Annotated in this window: 12 protein-coding genes; 4 read left to right on the top strand and 8 right to left on the bottom strand. The window is 48.7% G+C overall.

The genetic code is table 11. The features are described 5' to 3' along the window. Positions 1-8: 8 nt before the first annotated feature. Positions 9-2219, bottom strand: a complete 2211-nt coding sequence (gene malQ / locus AC2T0J_RS17385) for a 4-alpha-glucanotransferase (protein ID WP_489807026.1) — start codon at positions 2217-2219, stop codon at positions 9-11. 232 nt (positions 2220-2451) lie between these two features. Here malQ and gap point away from each other — a divergent pair, with 232 nt between their 5' ends. Next, entirely contained in the window at positions 2452-3447 is a 996-nt protein-coding gene (gene gap / locus AC2T0J_RS17380; RefSeq protein WP_489807025.1) for a type I glyceraldehyde-3-phosphate dehydrogenase, read from the top strand. A gap of 263 nt (positions 3448-3710) precedes the next feature. Then, complete coding sequence (locus AC2T0J_RS17375; RefSeq protein WP_489807024.1) at positions 3711-4556, top strand: D-hexose-6-phosphate mutarotase; 846 nt, start codon at positions 3711-3713, stop codon at positions 4554-4556. An 89-nt stretch (positions 4557-4645) separates the two neighbouring features. Here the strand turns inward: AC2T0J_RS17375 and AC2T0J_RS17370 are convergent, their stop codons facing one another. From AC2T0J_RS17370 to zwf, 5 genes are read right to left on the bottom strand one after another with little or no spacing between them, the layout of a single operon-like run. After that, a complete protein-coding gene (locus AC2T0J_RS17370; RefSeq protein ID WP_489807023.1) occupies positions 4646-5287 on the bottom strand; it encodes a bifunctional 4-hydroxy-2-oxoglutarate aldolase/2-dehydro-3-deoxy-phosphogluconate aldolase in 642 nt (213 codons plus the stop codon). A 4-nt stretch (positions 5288-5291) separates the two neighbouring features. Beyond that, entirely contained in the window at positions 5292-6242 is a 951-nt protein-coding gene (locus tag AC2T0J_RS17365; RefSeq protein WP_489807022.1) for a glucokinase, read from the bottom strand. Further along, entirely contained in the window at positions 6239-8068 is a 1830-nt protein-coding gene (gene edd / locus AC2T0J_RS17360; protein ID WP_489807021.1) for a phosphogluconate dehydratase, read from the bottom strand. The genes AC2T0J_RS17365 and edd overlap by 4 nt, the downstream gene beginning before the upstream one ends. A gap of 9 nt (positions 8069-8077) precedes the next feature. After that, positions 8078-8770: a 6-phosphogluconolactonase gene (gene pgl / locus AC2T0J_RS17355; RefSeq protein ID WP_489807020.1), complete on the bottom strand. Its 693-nt coding sequence runs from the start codon at positions 8768-8770 to the stop codon at positions 8078-8080. A 1-nt stretch (position 8771) separates the two neighbouring features. Next, the gene (gene zwf, locus AC2T0J_RS17350) at positions 8772-10265 is read right to left on the bottom strand and encodes a glucose-6-phosphate dehydrogenase (RefSeq protein WP_489807019.1); all 1494 of its coding nucleotides are present in this window, start codon (positions 10263-10265) and stop codon (positions 8772-8774) included. 533 nt (positions 10266-10798) lie between these two features. On the opposite strand from zwf, the gene AC2T0J_RS17345 reads away from it, so the two are divergent. Together AC2T0J_RS17345 and pyk are read left to right on the top strand one after the other, a co-directional pair. After that, entirely contained in the window at positions 10799-11656 is an 858-nt protein-coding gene (locus AC2T0J_RS17345) for a MurR/RpiR family transcriptional regulator (protein WP_489807018.1), read from the top strand. A 294-nt stretch (positions 11657-11950) separates the two neighbouring features. Further along, positions 11951-13387 (top strand): pyruvate kinase, encoded by a 1437-nt coding sequence (pyk, locus tag AC2T0J_RS17340; RefSeq protein ID WP_489807017.1) that lies wholly within the window; start codon positions 11951-11953, stop codon positions 13385-13387. Positions 13388-13476: 89 nt separating this feature from the next. Here the strand turns inward: pyk and AC2T0J_RS17335 are convergent, their stop codons facing one another. Together AC2T0J_RS17335 and AC2T0J_RS17330 are read right to left on the bottom strand one after the other, a co-directional pair. Beyond that, positions 13477-14028 (bottom strand): NAD(P)H nitroreductase, encoded by a 552-nt coding sequence (locus AC2T0J_RS17335; RefSeq protein ID WP_489807016.1) that lies wholly within the window; start codon positions 14026-14028, stop codon positions 13477-13479. Between the two features lie 108 nt (positions 14029-14136). Further along, positions 14137-14712 (bottom strand): HvfX family Cu-binding RiPP maturation protein, encoded by a 576-nt coding sequence (locus AC2T0J_RS17330; protein ID WP_489810359.1) that lies wholly within the window; start codon positions 14710-14712, stop codon positions 14137-14139. Positions 14713-14808: the final 96 nt, after the last annotated feature.

The raw sequence follows: 14808 nt of genomic DNA, 5'->3' as shown, positions 1-14808 counted from the left end.
CTGTCCTGTTAGCGATCGGTGTTTTGGCGACCGGCTTCCTGACGGCCCGCTTCAATGCCAGCGGCAAGCGCCTGAATATCCTCATCGGCGAAAATGCTTTCAAGATTGCGTGATAGCTTACGTCGCCAGTTTGGATACTCCATAAACGTTCCCGGAATATTGACCGGTTTATCCATTTGTAGCCAGTCTTCAAGTTGCAGGCTCAGTAACGCACTGCTGCCATAGGCCATATGGGTCTGCAAGGCGAAGTTGAGTTCACGGCTCATACCAGTGACATTTACATCTCTACCAACTTCATCCCCTGCCCGACCATGGCCGTGCAGTGAGTTAAGAATTTCCTGCTTATCTTCGTGACGGGAAGCATACAGGGTTTGTAGCACATCGTCGTCGGTATACAAGCCTAATTGCTTACCCAGTTCCAAATCCAGGCAATGCCAGTAGCCAATCAGGGTTGGCATATCATGGGTGGTCAGGGTAGACATACTCTGCTGAGGATAGTGAGCCGGTGAATAAAAACCGCCGTCCTCAGCCTTTTCAAAAAAGAATACGCGATAAGAATACACGCCGTTATCAGCCAGTACCTGACGAATTTCTTCCGGTACAGTTCCCAGGTCTTCGCCTATCACCATCGCCTGATGACGATGACTTTCCAGCGCCAGAATGCCCAGCAAATCTGCCAGCGGGTAATACACGTAACCACCTTCTTTAGCGTGATCTCCCTGACATACCCACCACAGGCGTAACAGTCCCATGGCATGGTCAATCCGCAGCGCGCCGGAAGATTGCATATTGCTGGTAAACAGATCAATGATCGGTTGATAGGCCTGTTGATAGAGTATTTCAGGATCCATCGGTGGCAAGCCCCAGTTTTGTCCGAGCGGACCAAGAATATCCGGCGGCGCCCCCACACTGGCAGCGGTGCAATAAAGGTCTTTATTACCCCAGATTTCGGCACTGCCCTCGCTTACCCCCACCGCTAAGTCACGATAAATCCCTACTGGCATACCGGCAGCAATAGCAGCCTGATTGGCTGCTTCGAGCTGCTCTGCCGCCTGCCATTGCAGGAACATGTAAAACTGCACGCGCTTTTTGTGTTTTTTGGCAAATTTTGCCACCGCTTCATTGTGGAAATCGCGCCAGTTTTCCGGGAATACCGGCCAGCCCCAGGCATCCTTACCCTCATTTTGCAGGGATTCCTGCATGGCATCATAAGTGGCCTGCATCTGAAGGCTTTCACCACCGGCCTGAATAAAAGCCTTAAATTCACGGTTTTGTTTGCTGTTCTTCTTCAGGTAAGCGTTGTAATACTCATCAAACAAGCTGTTCAGTGCGGCCATTTTAAGCTCTGTCACCAGGCTGTAGTCGACATACTCCACGCGTCGTGCTGTTTCGAGGCGAGCCTGAAAGTCCGCCGCGTTCACCACAGCCTGTACTGCAGCACTGTTATACTCGGGTAATGCCGTGACATCTATATAAAGAAAATTTAACCAGCGTCGGGAAGACGGTCCGTAAGGGCTGCACGCTTCAGGATTTGAAGGATAAAGCGCATGAATAGGATTCAGACCGATAAATCCTGCGCCCTGTTTGGCGGCTTTACTGACTAACTGGGCCAAATCAGAAAAGTCACCAATGCCCCAGTTATTTTCGCTGCGCAAACAATAGAGTTGCACACTCAGGCCCCACAACTTTTTGCCTGCCGTGATGGCCTCAGGCTGATAACAGGCAGTGGGGGCTACGATATAGCGCATGTCTGCGATAACGGTTTGCCCTTCACACAATGAGATACCATGGTAGCCGCAGGGCAGTTGCTGTGGAAGTGCTATACTGTATTCATGAAATTCCAGGTCATCAACAACGCCAACATTGAGCAACGTTTGATCAACTGGTATAACTGTAAAAGTATGGTTCTCGCCTTCTTCGAGGTCGATATTAACGGTGAATTCCGTATTGACCGAAGCCAGTGGCAAGCGTAGGCGAATTTGTTTTTCGTCATCATTGCGCTGCACACAAACCGGATCGAGCAGCTGAGACCATACCGTAGCGATTTCCGTATCGAGCTGTTCAGCTATCACTGATTCGTTACTGATGTCATACCCGAGAGCCTGAAGAAGTTTCGCTTTACTGGTTTCGGAAATTGTCGCTGGGTTACCCCATGCATCAACGTATTGGGTTTCTACGCCCCGCATTTCGACAAGCTTTTGCAAAACCTGATTAGTCATAGTTGTTCCTGTGTGTGAGGTTCGCCTGAAAAGCAAACCGTGTGGCATAAGCCATTTAACAATACTCTACATTATTGTTGAAGATGTTCAGACGTAAAATTGAATACGTTTGCATTGGCAATTCTGTAATTTTGCAACAAAACTAGCATAAAGTTTTGCCTTGGGTGTAGTTTTGATCCATACTTTACGTAATTATTTTTCAATCTATTAACTAACGATACAGAGGCATGTTATGACAATTCGCGTCGGGATCAATGGGTTTGGCCGCATCGGACGACTCGTGATGCGTGCTGCACAAAGCAGACAAGATATTGAAATAGTTGGTATTAATGATTTATTAGACCCAGATTACATTGCATACCTATTAAAGTACGATTCGACACATGGCATCTTCGACGCTGACGTAAGCGTTGATAACGGCCATTTGATCGTTAACGGTAAGAAGATCCGTGTTACTTCAGAAAGAGATCCGGCCCAGTTAAACTGGTCAGAAGTGGATGCCGACGTTGTTGTCGAATCTACCGGTTTATTCCTGACGAAAGAGACCGCCAGCAAGCACATCGAAGCCGGCGCTAAGAAAGTAGTCATGTCTGCACCTTCAAAAGATGACACACCGATGTTTGTTATGGGTGTAAACCACGACAGCTATGCGGGTGAGAGCATTGTTTCTAATGCATCCTGTACCACTAACTGTCTGGCGCCAGTGGCTAAAGTACTGAACGACAAGTTTGGTATTGTTGACGGTCTGATGACGACGGTTCACGCCACCACTGCAACCCAAAAAACCGTTGATGGCCCGTCTCATAAGGACTGGCGTGGTGGCCGCGGTGCGGGTCAGAACATCATTCCTTCATCAACTGGTGCAGCAAAAGCGGTAGGTAAAGTCATTCCTGCCCTTAACGGTAAGTTAACCGGTATGGCGTTCCGCGTGCCTACGCCTAACGTATCTGTGGTTGACCTGACCGTAAACCTGGCCAAACCAACCAGCTACCAAGCCATCTGTGAAGCCATGAAAGCCGCTTCTGAAGGCGAGCTGAAAGGCGTTCTTGGATACACCGAAGATGCAGTAGTTTCCACTGACTTTGTTGGCGATGCACGTACAAGTGTATTTGACGCTACCGCAGGTATTGCCCTGACCGATACTTTCGTGAAAGTCGTATCCTGGTACGACAACGAATGGGGTTATTCAAACAAGGTACTTGAACTGGTTGCTCACATCAGCAAGTAATCCGTTCCGCTTGTGATGAAAAAGGTGCGATTTTTATCGCACCTTTTTTATTTATCAGGCAAGATAAGCGTTGCCGCGCCACCTCAGAATGTTCGACATCAGCGCGTTGCGGTTAGTCTGACTGGCAAAGGTGTATAATTCTGCTCATTGCCCGTTACACAGCGTGGCCAGAAGTAAATTGAGGTGACACGGATGTCAACAACAATAAATGGCATTAAGTACAGACTTAACTGACCAACAAACAGGGTCAAGGGATATCACGAATGAATGACCAATCTTACCAAATAGAAGAGAAAGACGGTAATCGCTTCGTTACCGTTTCCAACGCATCAGCAAATTGTCGTATTAGTCTGTTTGGCGGACACGTGCTGTCGTTTATTCCCAGCCATGACAACCGCGACCGCTTATGGGTTAGCCCGGTAGCCGTTCTTAATGGTGAACGCCCTATTCGCGGCGGTATTCCGCTTTGCTGGCCCTGGTTTAGTGATGCCCATGGCAAAGCTAAAGGCGATCTGCCCTCACACGGTTTTCTGCGCACCCAGATGTGGGACATCTGTGAGTTTAACTGCGACGGTACGACCTCTGAGATGGTACTGACACCAGCCACAACTCAAGGGCCCGGATTTACCTATGACTGCGCGGTAAAGTTACGCCTCAAAATAGCCAGCGAGCTGACAGTTAGTCTTGAAACCACCAACCTTGAAGTACAACGGGCATTTACACTGAATTGCGCCCTGCATACCTATTTCGATGTGAACAACATCGCCGACGTGGTGCTAGAAGGCTTCTCTGGTGAATATAAAGACAAACTGGAAAATTGGGCAGTAAAGCCGACACCAGCGCCGTACACGTTCAGTGGCGAAACCGATCGGATCCATCAGGAGTCGCCACAAACGTTAACCATCGTCGCCAATCAGACGCCTTATATTACTATTGGCTCAGCCGGTCACGATAGCATTGTGGTGTGGAATCCCTGGCAATCAGCTGCCAGCATGAGCGACATGGATGCTTTCGGTTATAAGCAAATGCTGTGTGTCGAATCCGCGGTAACTAATGGCACGACCCTTAATCCGGGCGATGTCCATACGCTTACTCAGGTAATTAGTTAATCAGTCTTGCCGCCGAGAAACATAAAAATAGAAGCATGAAAAAAGGGTACGTCCGAAAACGTACCCTTTTTGTTTTCTGGCAAAAAATACTATTTGCTGGCGTTAGCTACTGCTTCTTTGGCCAGTTGGGTAATGCGATCCCAATCGCCGTTATTGATAGCATCATCCGGCGCCAACCACGAACCTCCTACACAGCGTACGTTCGGTAACGCCAGGTATTCGTTGTAGTTATTCGGACCAATACCGCCGGTAGGACAAAATACCGTTTCAGGGAAAGGACCACTGATAGATTTAATGGCTTTAACACCACCAGACGCTTCAGCCGGGAAAAACTTCAGGTAAGTATAACCAGCGTCTTTGGCTTTCATCAGATCAGAGGTTGATGAAATACCAGGAATAAGTGGGATTTCAAAGTCGTGACCCGCTTTTAACAGGTCATCAGTCATACCCGGGCTGATTGCGAACTTAGCGCCCGCCTCTACGACCTGTTTTAGCTGCTGAGCATTGGTCACTGTGCCAGCACCGATTAACGCATCAGGAACTTCATCTGCAATTCGTTTAATTACATCCAGCGCAGCCGGTGTACGTAAGGTCACTTCCAGTACTTTAATACCACCTGCCATCAGAGCATGAGCCAGCGGCACCGCTTTTTCCACATCTTCAATAACCAGTACCGGCACTACCGGACCTGCGGCGAAGATGTCTGCAGGTGAACATTTCCAATTAGTCATAAAATCAACTCGCAATCTGTTGTTGTAAATACGCTGATGCGCCTAATAATCCGTGGTCCGGTTCATTAATCAGGTATGTCGGAATATCTTTAACGTAATGTTTCATGCGTCCTTTGGCTTCAAAACGGGCTCTGAAATCACTGTTGACCAGAAACTCCGTGAAGCGGGTAGCGATGCCGCCACCAATAAACACACCACCGGTTGTAGCCAGATTCAGTGCCAGGTTACCGGCGAAACTCCCCATGATCCGACAGAATTGGGTCAACGCTGATAAACAGACTTCGCACTGCCCATTTAATGCCTGTTCAGTCACCTGAGACGGATCGGTAATTGCGGGCTCTATACCCTGATGCAACGCCAGAGCACGATAGATATTGACTAATCCGCGACCTGATAACACATCTTCGGCAGATACCCGGTCAAGTTCGTTTTGCAGATGACGCCAAACTACGATGTCTGTTTCATCCACCGGTGCAAAGTCTACATGACCACCTTCGCCGTCGAGCGTCTTCCACCCTTCAGCAGTGAGCATCATGTGCTCAACCCCTAAACCGGTGCCGGCACCAAAAACTGCAACGTTACCTTTATCAACAGACTGACCGGTGCCAATCTGGACAAGTTGTTCAGCGCCTAATACCGGCAGTGAGTGGGCGACGGCAGTAAAGTCATTTATCACATGCAAATCGTGAAGTTCGAGCTGCTGCTTTAAGGCGCGCTGCGAAAAAGTCCAGCTGTGATTAGTCATCGCGACTTCATCACCGGTAACCGGACAGGCAATGGCAATACAGCCGGCACTGAAGGTTTCGCCGGTATCTGAGAAATACTGTTTAAGAGCAATATCAATGCTGGCAAAGTCGTTACAAAGATACTTCTTAATATTGCTCAAGCCGCTTTCGGTTATTGTGGCAACACGAATGTTCGTGCCGCCCACATCTGCGACAAACCAGGCGCTCATACATTTTGCTCCTGCGTGTAAAACAGTGTACAGGCACCTTCTTCAGCACCAGAAATCACACCACGCATACCACCAAATAATTCGCGCCCCATGCCTTCATGCTGCATGGTCAGGTCTGCTACTGCCGGGGTACGTTGCGCCAGTGTCGCTTCGTCAACGTGCAGCGTCAGAGCACCCGTTTTGGTATCCAACTCAATCATGTCGCCTGTTTCAACTTTTGCCAACAGGCCACCTAAGAAAGCTTCTGGTGTGACATGGATGGCGGCCGGTACTTTACCGGATGCACCGGACATACGGCCATCGGTAACCAGTGCGACATTGTAGCCACGATCCTGCAGTACACCCAGAGGTGGTGTTAAACGGTGCAGTTCTGGCATACCAATCGCAGCAGGCCCCTGGAAACGTACAACCACAATACAGTCTTTATCCAGTTCACCAGACTTGAACGCGGCGTCCAACTGGTATTGGTCTTCAAATACCACGGCTGGTGCTTTAAGCGTACAATGCGGATTACGCAGTGCAGATGTTTTGATCACTGCCCGGCCCAGGTTACCTGACAATACGTTCAGGCCACCATCAGGTTTAAAGGGTGCTTCAACACTGGCGAATACTTCAGTGTCATGAGATTTAACCGGGCCATCACGCCAGGTAATTTCACCGTCTTGCAGTGCGGGTTCCTTGGTATATAGCTCCAATCCGTCACCAACGATGGTTTTCACATCGTTATGGATAAGTCCGGCATCGAGTAACTGTTTGAACAACAGCGCCATGCCGCCTGCCGCCACAAAGTGATTAATATCAGCAGAACCATTCGGATAAATCCGGGTTAACAGCGGCACCGCATTAGACAGCTCTGAAAAATCATCCCAGGTCACGATAATGCCGGCGGCACGTGCAACGGCGATAAGGTGCATGGTGTGGTTAGTTGACCCTCCCGTCGCCAGTAATGCCACAATACCGTTAACAATAGCTTTCTCGTCAACGATATGACCGATTGGCGTGTAGTTATCGCCCAGCGCAGTCAGGCGTGTTACCTGGCGTGAGGCGGCTTTGGTCAGCGCATCACGCATTTCAGTGCCTGGGTTAACAAAAGATGAACCAGGTAAATGCAGCCCCATCATTTCAACCACTAGCTGGTTACTGTTAGCGGTACCGTAGAAAGTACAGGTGCCCGCTGAATGGTAAGACTGGGACTCTGCTTCAAGTAATTTATCGCGGCCAACCTTGCCTTCAGCAAAAGCCTGACGAACCCGGGCTTTCTCTTTATTAGGCAAACCACTTGGCATCGGGCCGGCTGGTACAAATACAGTAGGCAGGTGACCAAAGCACAACGAGCCGATTAGCAAGCCGGGCACAATCTTGTCACAGATACCCAGCATCATGGCACCGTCGAACATGTTGTGAGATAAGGCAACGGCTGCCGCCTGGGCAATCACGTCGCGGCTCATCAGACTCAGTTCCATGCCCGGGTTACCCTGGGTAACGCCGTCACACATGGCCGGTACGCCACCCGCGAACTGTGCCACACTGCCCACTTCTTTAACCGCTTCCTTAATAATCTGCGGGTATGTTTCATAAGGCTGGTGTGCTGACAGCATATCGTTATACGATGACACAATCGCGATGTTAGCTTTTGTCATGCTACGCAGATCTGATTTGTCACTGGTGTTACAGGCTGCAAATCCGTGCGCTAAGTTACCGCAGGACAACACGCCACGGTGTGGCCCCTGTCCCCGGGCGCGCTCGATTTTTGCCAGATAGGCCTGACGGCTGGCTTTACTGCGCTCAATGATGCGCTGCGTAACTTCGTTTACCTGTATATTCATTACTGACTCCTACGGTGCCCATTTCAAGGTCACTTGTACTGCGTTAATCACAGCAACAATTGGCTTTTCAGTGGCCGTGGCATTGGCAACTGCGTCTTCAAGTACCTGACGTTTTTTATCACCGGTCAGGTGTAGATAGATATTTCGGCTGGCTACAATAGCCGGCAGTGTCAGCGACATACGCTGATGCGGGGCGGTAGTCGGCTGCGTAGCAATACACACACGACCGCTGTTCATGGACAGGCCATCTTCGAGTTGTTCACAGCATGGGAACAATGAAGCAGTGTGTCCGTCTTCGCCCATGCCCAGGATCAGCACGTCAAATGGCTGTGACATCGCTGATAAACGGCTTTCGCAGGCTACCGCAGCGTCGGTGGCGTCGGCCTCAGCCGATTTGATCTCGATAAAACGCGCTGCACGGGCTTTGCCGACCAACAGGTTTTCTTTGACCAACCGGGTGTTACTGGCATCACTGCTCTCTTCAACCCAGCGTTCGTCCACCAGTGAAACATCGACACTGGCCCAGTCGATATCGGTTTCACTCAAAGCTTTAAACAGCGGTAACGGTGTACGACCACCGCTGACCATCAGACTTGCCCGCCCGCGCTGAGCAATGCCCTCGGACAGCTTTTCAGCGACCTCTGCAGCAAATTCCTCATTCAGCGCTTCAGCACTTTCATATAATGATTGTGTTAATGGCATATTATTTTTTCTTTGTGATTTTACTTTCGTACCAGCTGCGGTCTTCACGAGCCAGCAATCCAATCGAAGCCACCGGCCCCCATGTGCCTGCCTGATAAGGTTCTGGCGGTTCATTACTGGTGCGCCATGCTGCCAGTATTGAATCAACCCAGGTCCACGCCTGTTCAATTTCGTCACGACGTACGAACAGCGCCTGGTTGCCAAGCATCACTTCCAACAATAGTTTTTCATAAGCATCCGGTATCCGGTCGTCCGAAAACTCTTCCGAAAAACTCAGGTTAAGCTTGGATTTCTGTAAATCCATTGACCCTCTGCTGGTTAGCCCTGGCACCTTGTTCATTACGGTGATTTCTACACCTTCATCAGGTTGCAGGCGAATCACCAGCTTGTTCGGTGGTAGTGCGCTGAAGCTTTCCGTAAACAGGTTGTGTGGCTGGCGTTTAAAGTAAATAACAACCTCAGACACCTTGGTAGGCAGACGTTTACCGGTTCTAAGATAAAACGGCACACCAGCCCAGCGCCAGTTGTCGATTTCGGCTTTAATCGCCACGAAAGTCTCGGTTTTACTTACCGTGTTGGCGTCATCTTCCTCGAGATACCCCGGGACTTCCTTGCCTTTAACAAAACCAGCGGTGTACTGACCGCGTACGGTTACGTCATTCACATTACTGGCATTAATTGGACGTAAGGCTTTAAGTACTTTTAGCTTTTCGTCCCGAATGCTATCGGCGTTAAGGTTTGCAGGCGGCTCCATGGCAACCAGCGAGAGAATTTGTAACAGGTGGTTTTGCACCATGTCACGCATCTGACCAGCATCGTCGAAGTAACCCCAGCGGCCTTCAATGCCCACCGACTCCGCCACTGAAATCTGTACATGATCAATGCAGTTGTGATCCCAGTTAGTGGTAAAAATAGAGTTAGCGAAACGCAACGCAATCAGGTTAAGTACCGTTTCTTTGCCCAGGTAGTGGTCAATACGGTAAATCTGGTTTTCATTGAAATATTCAGCCACCTGTTCATTGATGACTTTTGACGATTTTAAATCATGGCCGATAGGCTTTTCCAGCACCAGGCGCACGCTTGAGTCAATGATATTACAACCATGTAAACCGCGGCAGATGTCACCATAGATGGCTGGAGGGGTGGCCAGGTAGCAAACCATGGTGCGGTCCGGGTTAACATGAGACTCTAATGTTGCGTAGCTGGCGATATCTTTCATATCGATTTGCGCATACGCGAGTCTTTCTTTAAATTTGTCCCAGGTGTCTTCGCAAACCGTTTCACCGGCAAACTCAGCCAGTGCATTCTTGACTTCTTCAACGTAATCTTCGGAAGTAAGCTCCTGACGAGCCACACCTACAATCGTTGTATCCGGATGCAACAACCCTGCTTTTTCGAGTTGGTATAAAGACGGCAGCAGTTTGCGCCTAGAGAGGTCACCTTTGGTACCGAACAACACAAAATCGCAGGCTTCAAAAGAACTATCCATCACCATGAATTTGGCCTTATTTCAATTTATACAGTCGGCTGCTGTGTTACAGCATGCCATCGTGGTAATTTGTTGTCATATAGTTAACAACAAATGTAGTAAAATTACAACTTTTGTTTCGCGTTTGAATTAACAAAAAAATTCCTTCTAAGATTCTCAGCCTAACCTATGAGTGGCGAGGACTTAATCGTGTAAGTTTAGCCTAAATATAACCAAAGTAGTAATCTATAAAAAGGGCCTGCAGCCCTCTTTTTACCCGGCCGGCTACTCGATGTATAACGGTAACGTTTATTCAAACCAACAGTGCTTTTTGCTCGATATGTAAGTAAAATTAAGCCTATCCACCCACCATTAGTCATACAATATTAATTTTAAAGCAACCGCCATTTTATCAAATGTGATCATCCTGAAGTTTAATTTCGAGATGAAATACCGCAAATCATGTTAATAAATTACATTTTTCTTGTACGATCTTTCATATTCAGTAGTATAGCGCCTGGGAGAACACACATTTCACACTCAGTGTTATTGAAAATAATATGAATATTTTAGAGAAAATCACACAGCACAAATCTGCGTTCAGCAAATCAGAGCGAAAGGTGGCAGAAGTGATACTGGCAAATCCTCAGTCGGCGATTCATTCCAGTATAGCAACTCTGGCTAAATTGTCAGATGTTAGCGAACCAACGGTTAACCGTTTCTGCCGTCGTCTTGACACTAAAGGCTTTCCGGATTTTAAACTGCACCTGGCGCAAAGTCTGGCCAACGGTACGCCTTACGTTAACAGGCATGTAGACGAGAGTGACGGCCCGGATGAATATACCAATAAGATATTTGAGTCTACCATGGCGTCGCTGGAAGTTGCCCGTCAGTCAGTTTGTGTGAACACCGTCAACCGGGTGGTTGACCTGTTAACCCAGGCGCAGCGTATCTCGTTTTTTGGCCTGGGTGCATCAGCCTCAGTAGCCCATGATGCACTGAACAAGTTTTTCCGCTTTAATGTCCCGGTCGTGTATTTTGAAGATATTCTGATGCAGCGCATGAGCTGTATGAACTGTAATTCAGGCGACGTCGTTATGTTGTTTTCACATACAGGCCGCACAAAAAGTCTGGTTGAAATAGCCCAGATAGCCAAAGCTAACGATGCTACGGTAGTGGGTATTACATCGGCTGACAGCCCGCTGGCTAACGAGTGTACCTATGTTTTATCGCTGGAGGTGCCGGAAGATACTGATATGTATATGCCCATGGCCTCACGAATAGCTCAGTTAACCCTGGTAGATGTGCTTGCCACCGGATTTACATTGCGTCGAGGCAATAAATTTCGTGAAAATCTTAAGCGCGTTAAAGATACGCTGCGCGGATCCCGTTACGAAAAACGCGGCAACGAAGGCTGATCATCCCGAAGCGGGTCGATTACCCTACCCGCTTTATGTTGCCCCGCAAAAATTTTAGCGTTCAATCATCCCCCTGTCATTCCCCTTCATTCGCTCGCCTGTTCAGCGGTCAGCGGTTCATTTGTGTTACTTTTTATTGCCACAGCTGTTCGGACCATCATAAAGAATCTTTAATCAACCATTCACAATTTGGTCAAATTCGTCTACTATTTTGTAATTAAATTACGAAATAGATTTTCAGCTATACTTAATCACTGGTTGTCCCACATAAACTATTAACAAGCGATAACACACATGACTAGAAGAACGAAAATCCTGGCTACCTTAGGGCCTGCTACAGACACGCAAGAAAAAATTGAAGCGATTATTGCCGCCGGTGCAAACGTAGTACGCATGAATTTTTCCCATGGCCAGGCCGAAGATCATATTGAGCGCGCCAAGCGTGTCCGAGCAGCCGCAGCCAAGCTAGGTAAATACGTAGCGATTTTAGGCGACCTGCAGGGGCCGAAAATCCGGGTTTCACGTTTTGCCAACGATAAAGTCTTTCTTAATGAAGGCGACCCGTTTGTTCTGGACGCAGAGCTGGACCGCGACGCCGGTAATGAACAACAGGTTGGTATCGATTATAAGGCATTGCCTGACGACGTTAGCACAGGCGATATCCTGTTACTCGACGACGGTCGAATCCAACTTGAAGTAACCGGCGTTGAGGGCCGTAAAGTGCTTACCAAGGTGACCGTAGGCGGCAAACTGTCAAATAATAAAGGTATCAATCGTCTGGGCGGCGGTCTGTCGGCTGAAGCGCTGACCGAGAAAGATAAGCGCGATATTCTGACGGCTGCTGAAATTGGCGTAGACTACCTGGCGGTTTCGTTCCCTCGTACTGGCGCAGATTTAAACTATGCCCGCGAACTGGCCGAAGCAGCAGGCTGCAAAGCTAAAATTTGCGCCAAGGTTGAACGCGCCGAAGCCGTTGCGACTGAAGAAGCCATTGACGACATCATCAGCGCATCCGATGCGGTAATGGTTGCTCGTGGCGATTTGGGTGTGGAAATTGGTGATGCCGAGCTGGTTGGTGTACAGAAAAAACTGATCGCGCGTTCTCGTCAGTTAAACAAAGTAGTGATCACGGCAACTCAGATGATGGAGTCGATGATTGAAAGCCCAATGCCTACCCGCGCTGAAGTTATGGACGTCGCAAACGCCGTGCTTGACGGTACCGATGCGGTAATGCTGTCAGCAGAGACTGCGGCAGGTAGCTATCCGGTTGAGACGGTAAAAGCCATGGCCCGGGTTTGTGAAGGCGCAGAAACGCACCCAAGCGTGAAAATCTCCAAGCACCGTATGGACGAGTTATTTGGTTCTGTACACGAGACTATCGCCTTATCAGCGGTTTATGCAGCCAATCACCTGCCGGGCGTAAAAGCCATTGTAGGTTTGACTGAAAGTGGCAGCACGCCGCGTTTGATGTCGCGTATCACCACTACCTTGCCTATTGTTGCCATGTCCCGTCACGAAGAAACGCTCAACCTAATGGCTTTATACCGTGGCGTAAAACCAGTTTTCTTTGACTCTCGTGACAGCGCACCCGGGGAACTGCGTAAAGATGTCGTAGCTCTGCTGAAAGAGAAAAATCTGGTGGAGAACGGTGATATTGTAATCCTGACCCACGGTGATCGGATGGAGACTATTGGCGCCACCGACGCGATTAAAATTATTGTGGTTGAATAAGTACAATAAACATAAACAGAAAACCGGTGCTTAGCACCGGTTTTTTTATGTCTGCAATACATCACAGAACTTCACGTTAATCGTTCAGCTTAATTCATGTGGGTAAAAAAGTCGTCAGCAAGCAACTCAGGCTTCAGAGGCACATCCTGGGCCGGTGTGCCAAGATATAAGAAACCAACAATTTCATTGTCTGCAGACACACCCAGCCCTTCTTTTACAATATTGCAATGGGCATACTCACCGGTCCGCCACATGCCCTGAAAACCCTGGGCCACAGCAGCCATTTGCATGGCCATGGCTGCACAACTAGCCGATGCGAACTGTTCTATCTGAGGTACTTTTTCGTGATCCTGATAGGCCGTGGTGATCACAATAATCATTGGCGCTCGGGTGGGTAATTGCGGTGCGCGCTGAATTTCACGCTCAGTTTTATCGTTATCGATAGCTGACTGCTCAAACAAAGCACCAAGCTTGTCGAGCCCTTTACCTTCACAAACAATAAATCGCCATGGCTTAAGAGCCCCGTGGTCCGGCGCCCGCAACGCGGCTCGTTTAATGTTTTCCAATGCCTCACCTGCTGGCGCTGGCGCGGTTAGTCTGGGTTGTGAGCGACGATTGATAACGAGTTCCAGTGCATCCATAGTGCTCTCCTTCTGGTAAAATAAATAATGTACCGTGCTGATACGGGCTATTTCACAAAAAGACCAGCATACTGACAAGTGGTTTTAGTGCAATCCCCGCAAAATAATTTACTGGTGGTGAAAATGCCGCGCCAGATAATAATCAACACTCACATAACGCCCACCACCGAAGCAGAACAACACCATGAGCATAATGAAATAGGTCGCGGCAAACTCAATCCCGTTATTCAGGATCACGAAATTACCACTAGAGGTTAACCATTCAATATACCCATATTCATTAAGAATGGTCTTAGCTGCGGACAGCTTCTCTGGAGCCGCCATGACAGACTCATTCACTAACAGTGTGCCATCTGCCAACCAACTACCGGCATCCGCGATGGCCATCCAGCCATGCTGCCAGTGCACAGTAGTCATAGCCACCACCATGGTGATCATTAACGGTATGGCTGTTAACCGGGTAGCAAAACCTGGCACTAAAAACGCAGCTCCAATAAACTCGCTTAGCGCTGCAAGTCCTGCCAGTAAAAATGGCAGAGGTAACCCCAGCCCATAGTCCGGATTACCAAACCAGTCTACCGTACTGTCGAAGTTAGCCAGTTTCTGCCAGCCCGCCTGGGCCATAATCGGTGCCAGATATAACCTTAAAAGTAATAAAGGAATACCGCTTAGAGATACCGCCATCCCATTTAATTTAGTATTTAACTTACGGAGAATTGCGCTCACCACGGTTTACCCCAATAATGCCAGTTACGATCAAGACCGTGGGATAACGTTATT

This window comes from Alteromonas sp. ISO5, from assembly GCF_058105165.1.
This window is presented reverse-complemented; position numbering and strand designations above follow the sequence as displayed.

Bases quoted from the DNA above. Each gene is read 5' to 3' on its own strand.
- pyk (WP_489807017.1), top strand. From the start codon at position 11,951: ATGACTAGAAGAACGAAAATCCTGGCTACCTTAGGGCCTGCTACAGAC.
- AC2T0J_RS17335 (WP_489807016.1), bottom strand. From the start codon at position 14,028: ATGGATGCACTGGAACTCGTTATCAATCGTCGCTCACAACCCAGACTA.
- AC2T0J_RS17375 (WP_489807024.1), top strand. From the start codon at position 3,711: ATGAATGACCAATCTTACCAAATAGAAGAGAAAGACGGTAATCGCTTC.
- edd (WP_489807021.1), bottom strand. From the start codon at position 8,068: ATGAATATACAGGTAAACGAAGTTACGCAGCGCATCATTGAGCGCAGT.
- malQ (WP_489807026.1), bottom strand. From the start codon at position 2,219: ATGACTAATCAGGTTTTGCAAAAGCTTGTCGAAATGCGGGGCGTAGAA.
- AC2T0J_RS17330 (WP_489810359.1), bottom strand. From the start codon at position 14,712: ATGGCGGTATCTCTAAGCGGTATTCCTTTATTACTTTTAAGGTTATAT.
- AC2T0J_RS17370 (WP_489807023.1), bottom strand. From the start codon at position 5,287: ATGACTAATTGGAAATGTTCACCTGCAGACATCTTCGCCGCAGGTCCG.
- pgl (WP_489807020.1), bottom strand. From the start codon at position 8,770: ATGCCATTAACACAATCATTATATGAAAGTGCTGAAGCGCTGAATGAG.
- gap (WP_489807025.1), top strand. From the start codon at position 2,452: ATGACAATTCGCGTCGGGATCAATGGGTTTGGCCGCATCGGACGACTC.
- AC2T0J_RS17365 (WP_489807022.1), bottom strand. From the start codon at position 6,242: ATGAGCGCCTGGTTTGTCGCAGATGTGGGCGGCACGAACATTCGTGTT.
- zwf (WP_489807019.1), bottom strand. From the start codon at position 10,265: ATGGTGATGGATAGTTCTTTTGAAGCCTGCGATTTTGTGTTGTTCGGT.
- AC2T0J_RS17345 (WP_489807018.1), top strand. From the start codon at position 10,799: ATGAATATTTTAGAGAAAATCACACAGCACAAATCTGCGTTCAGCAAA.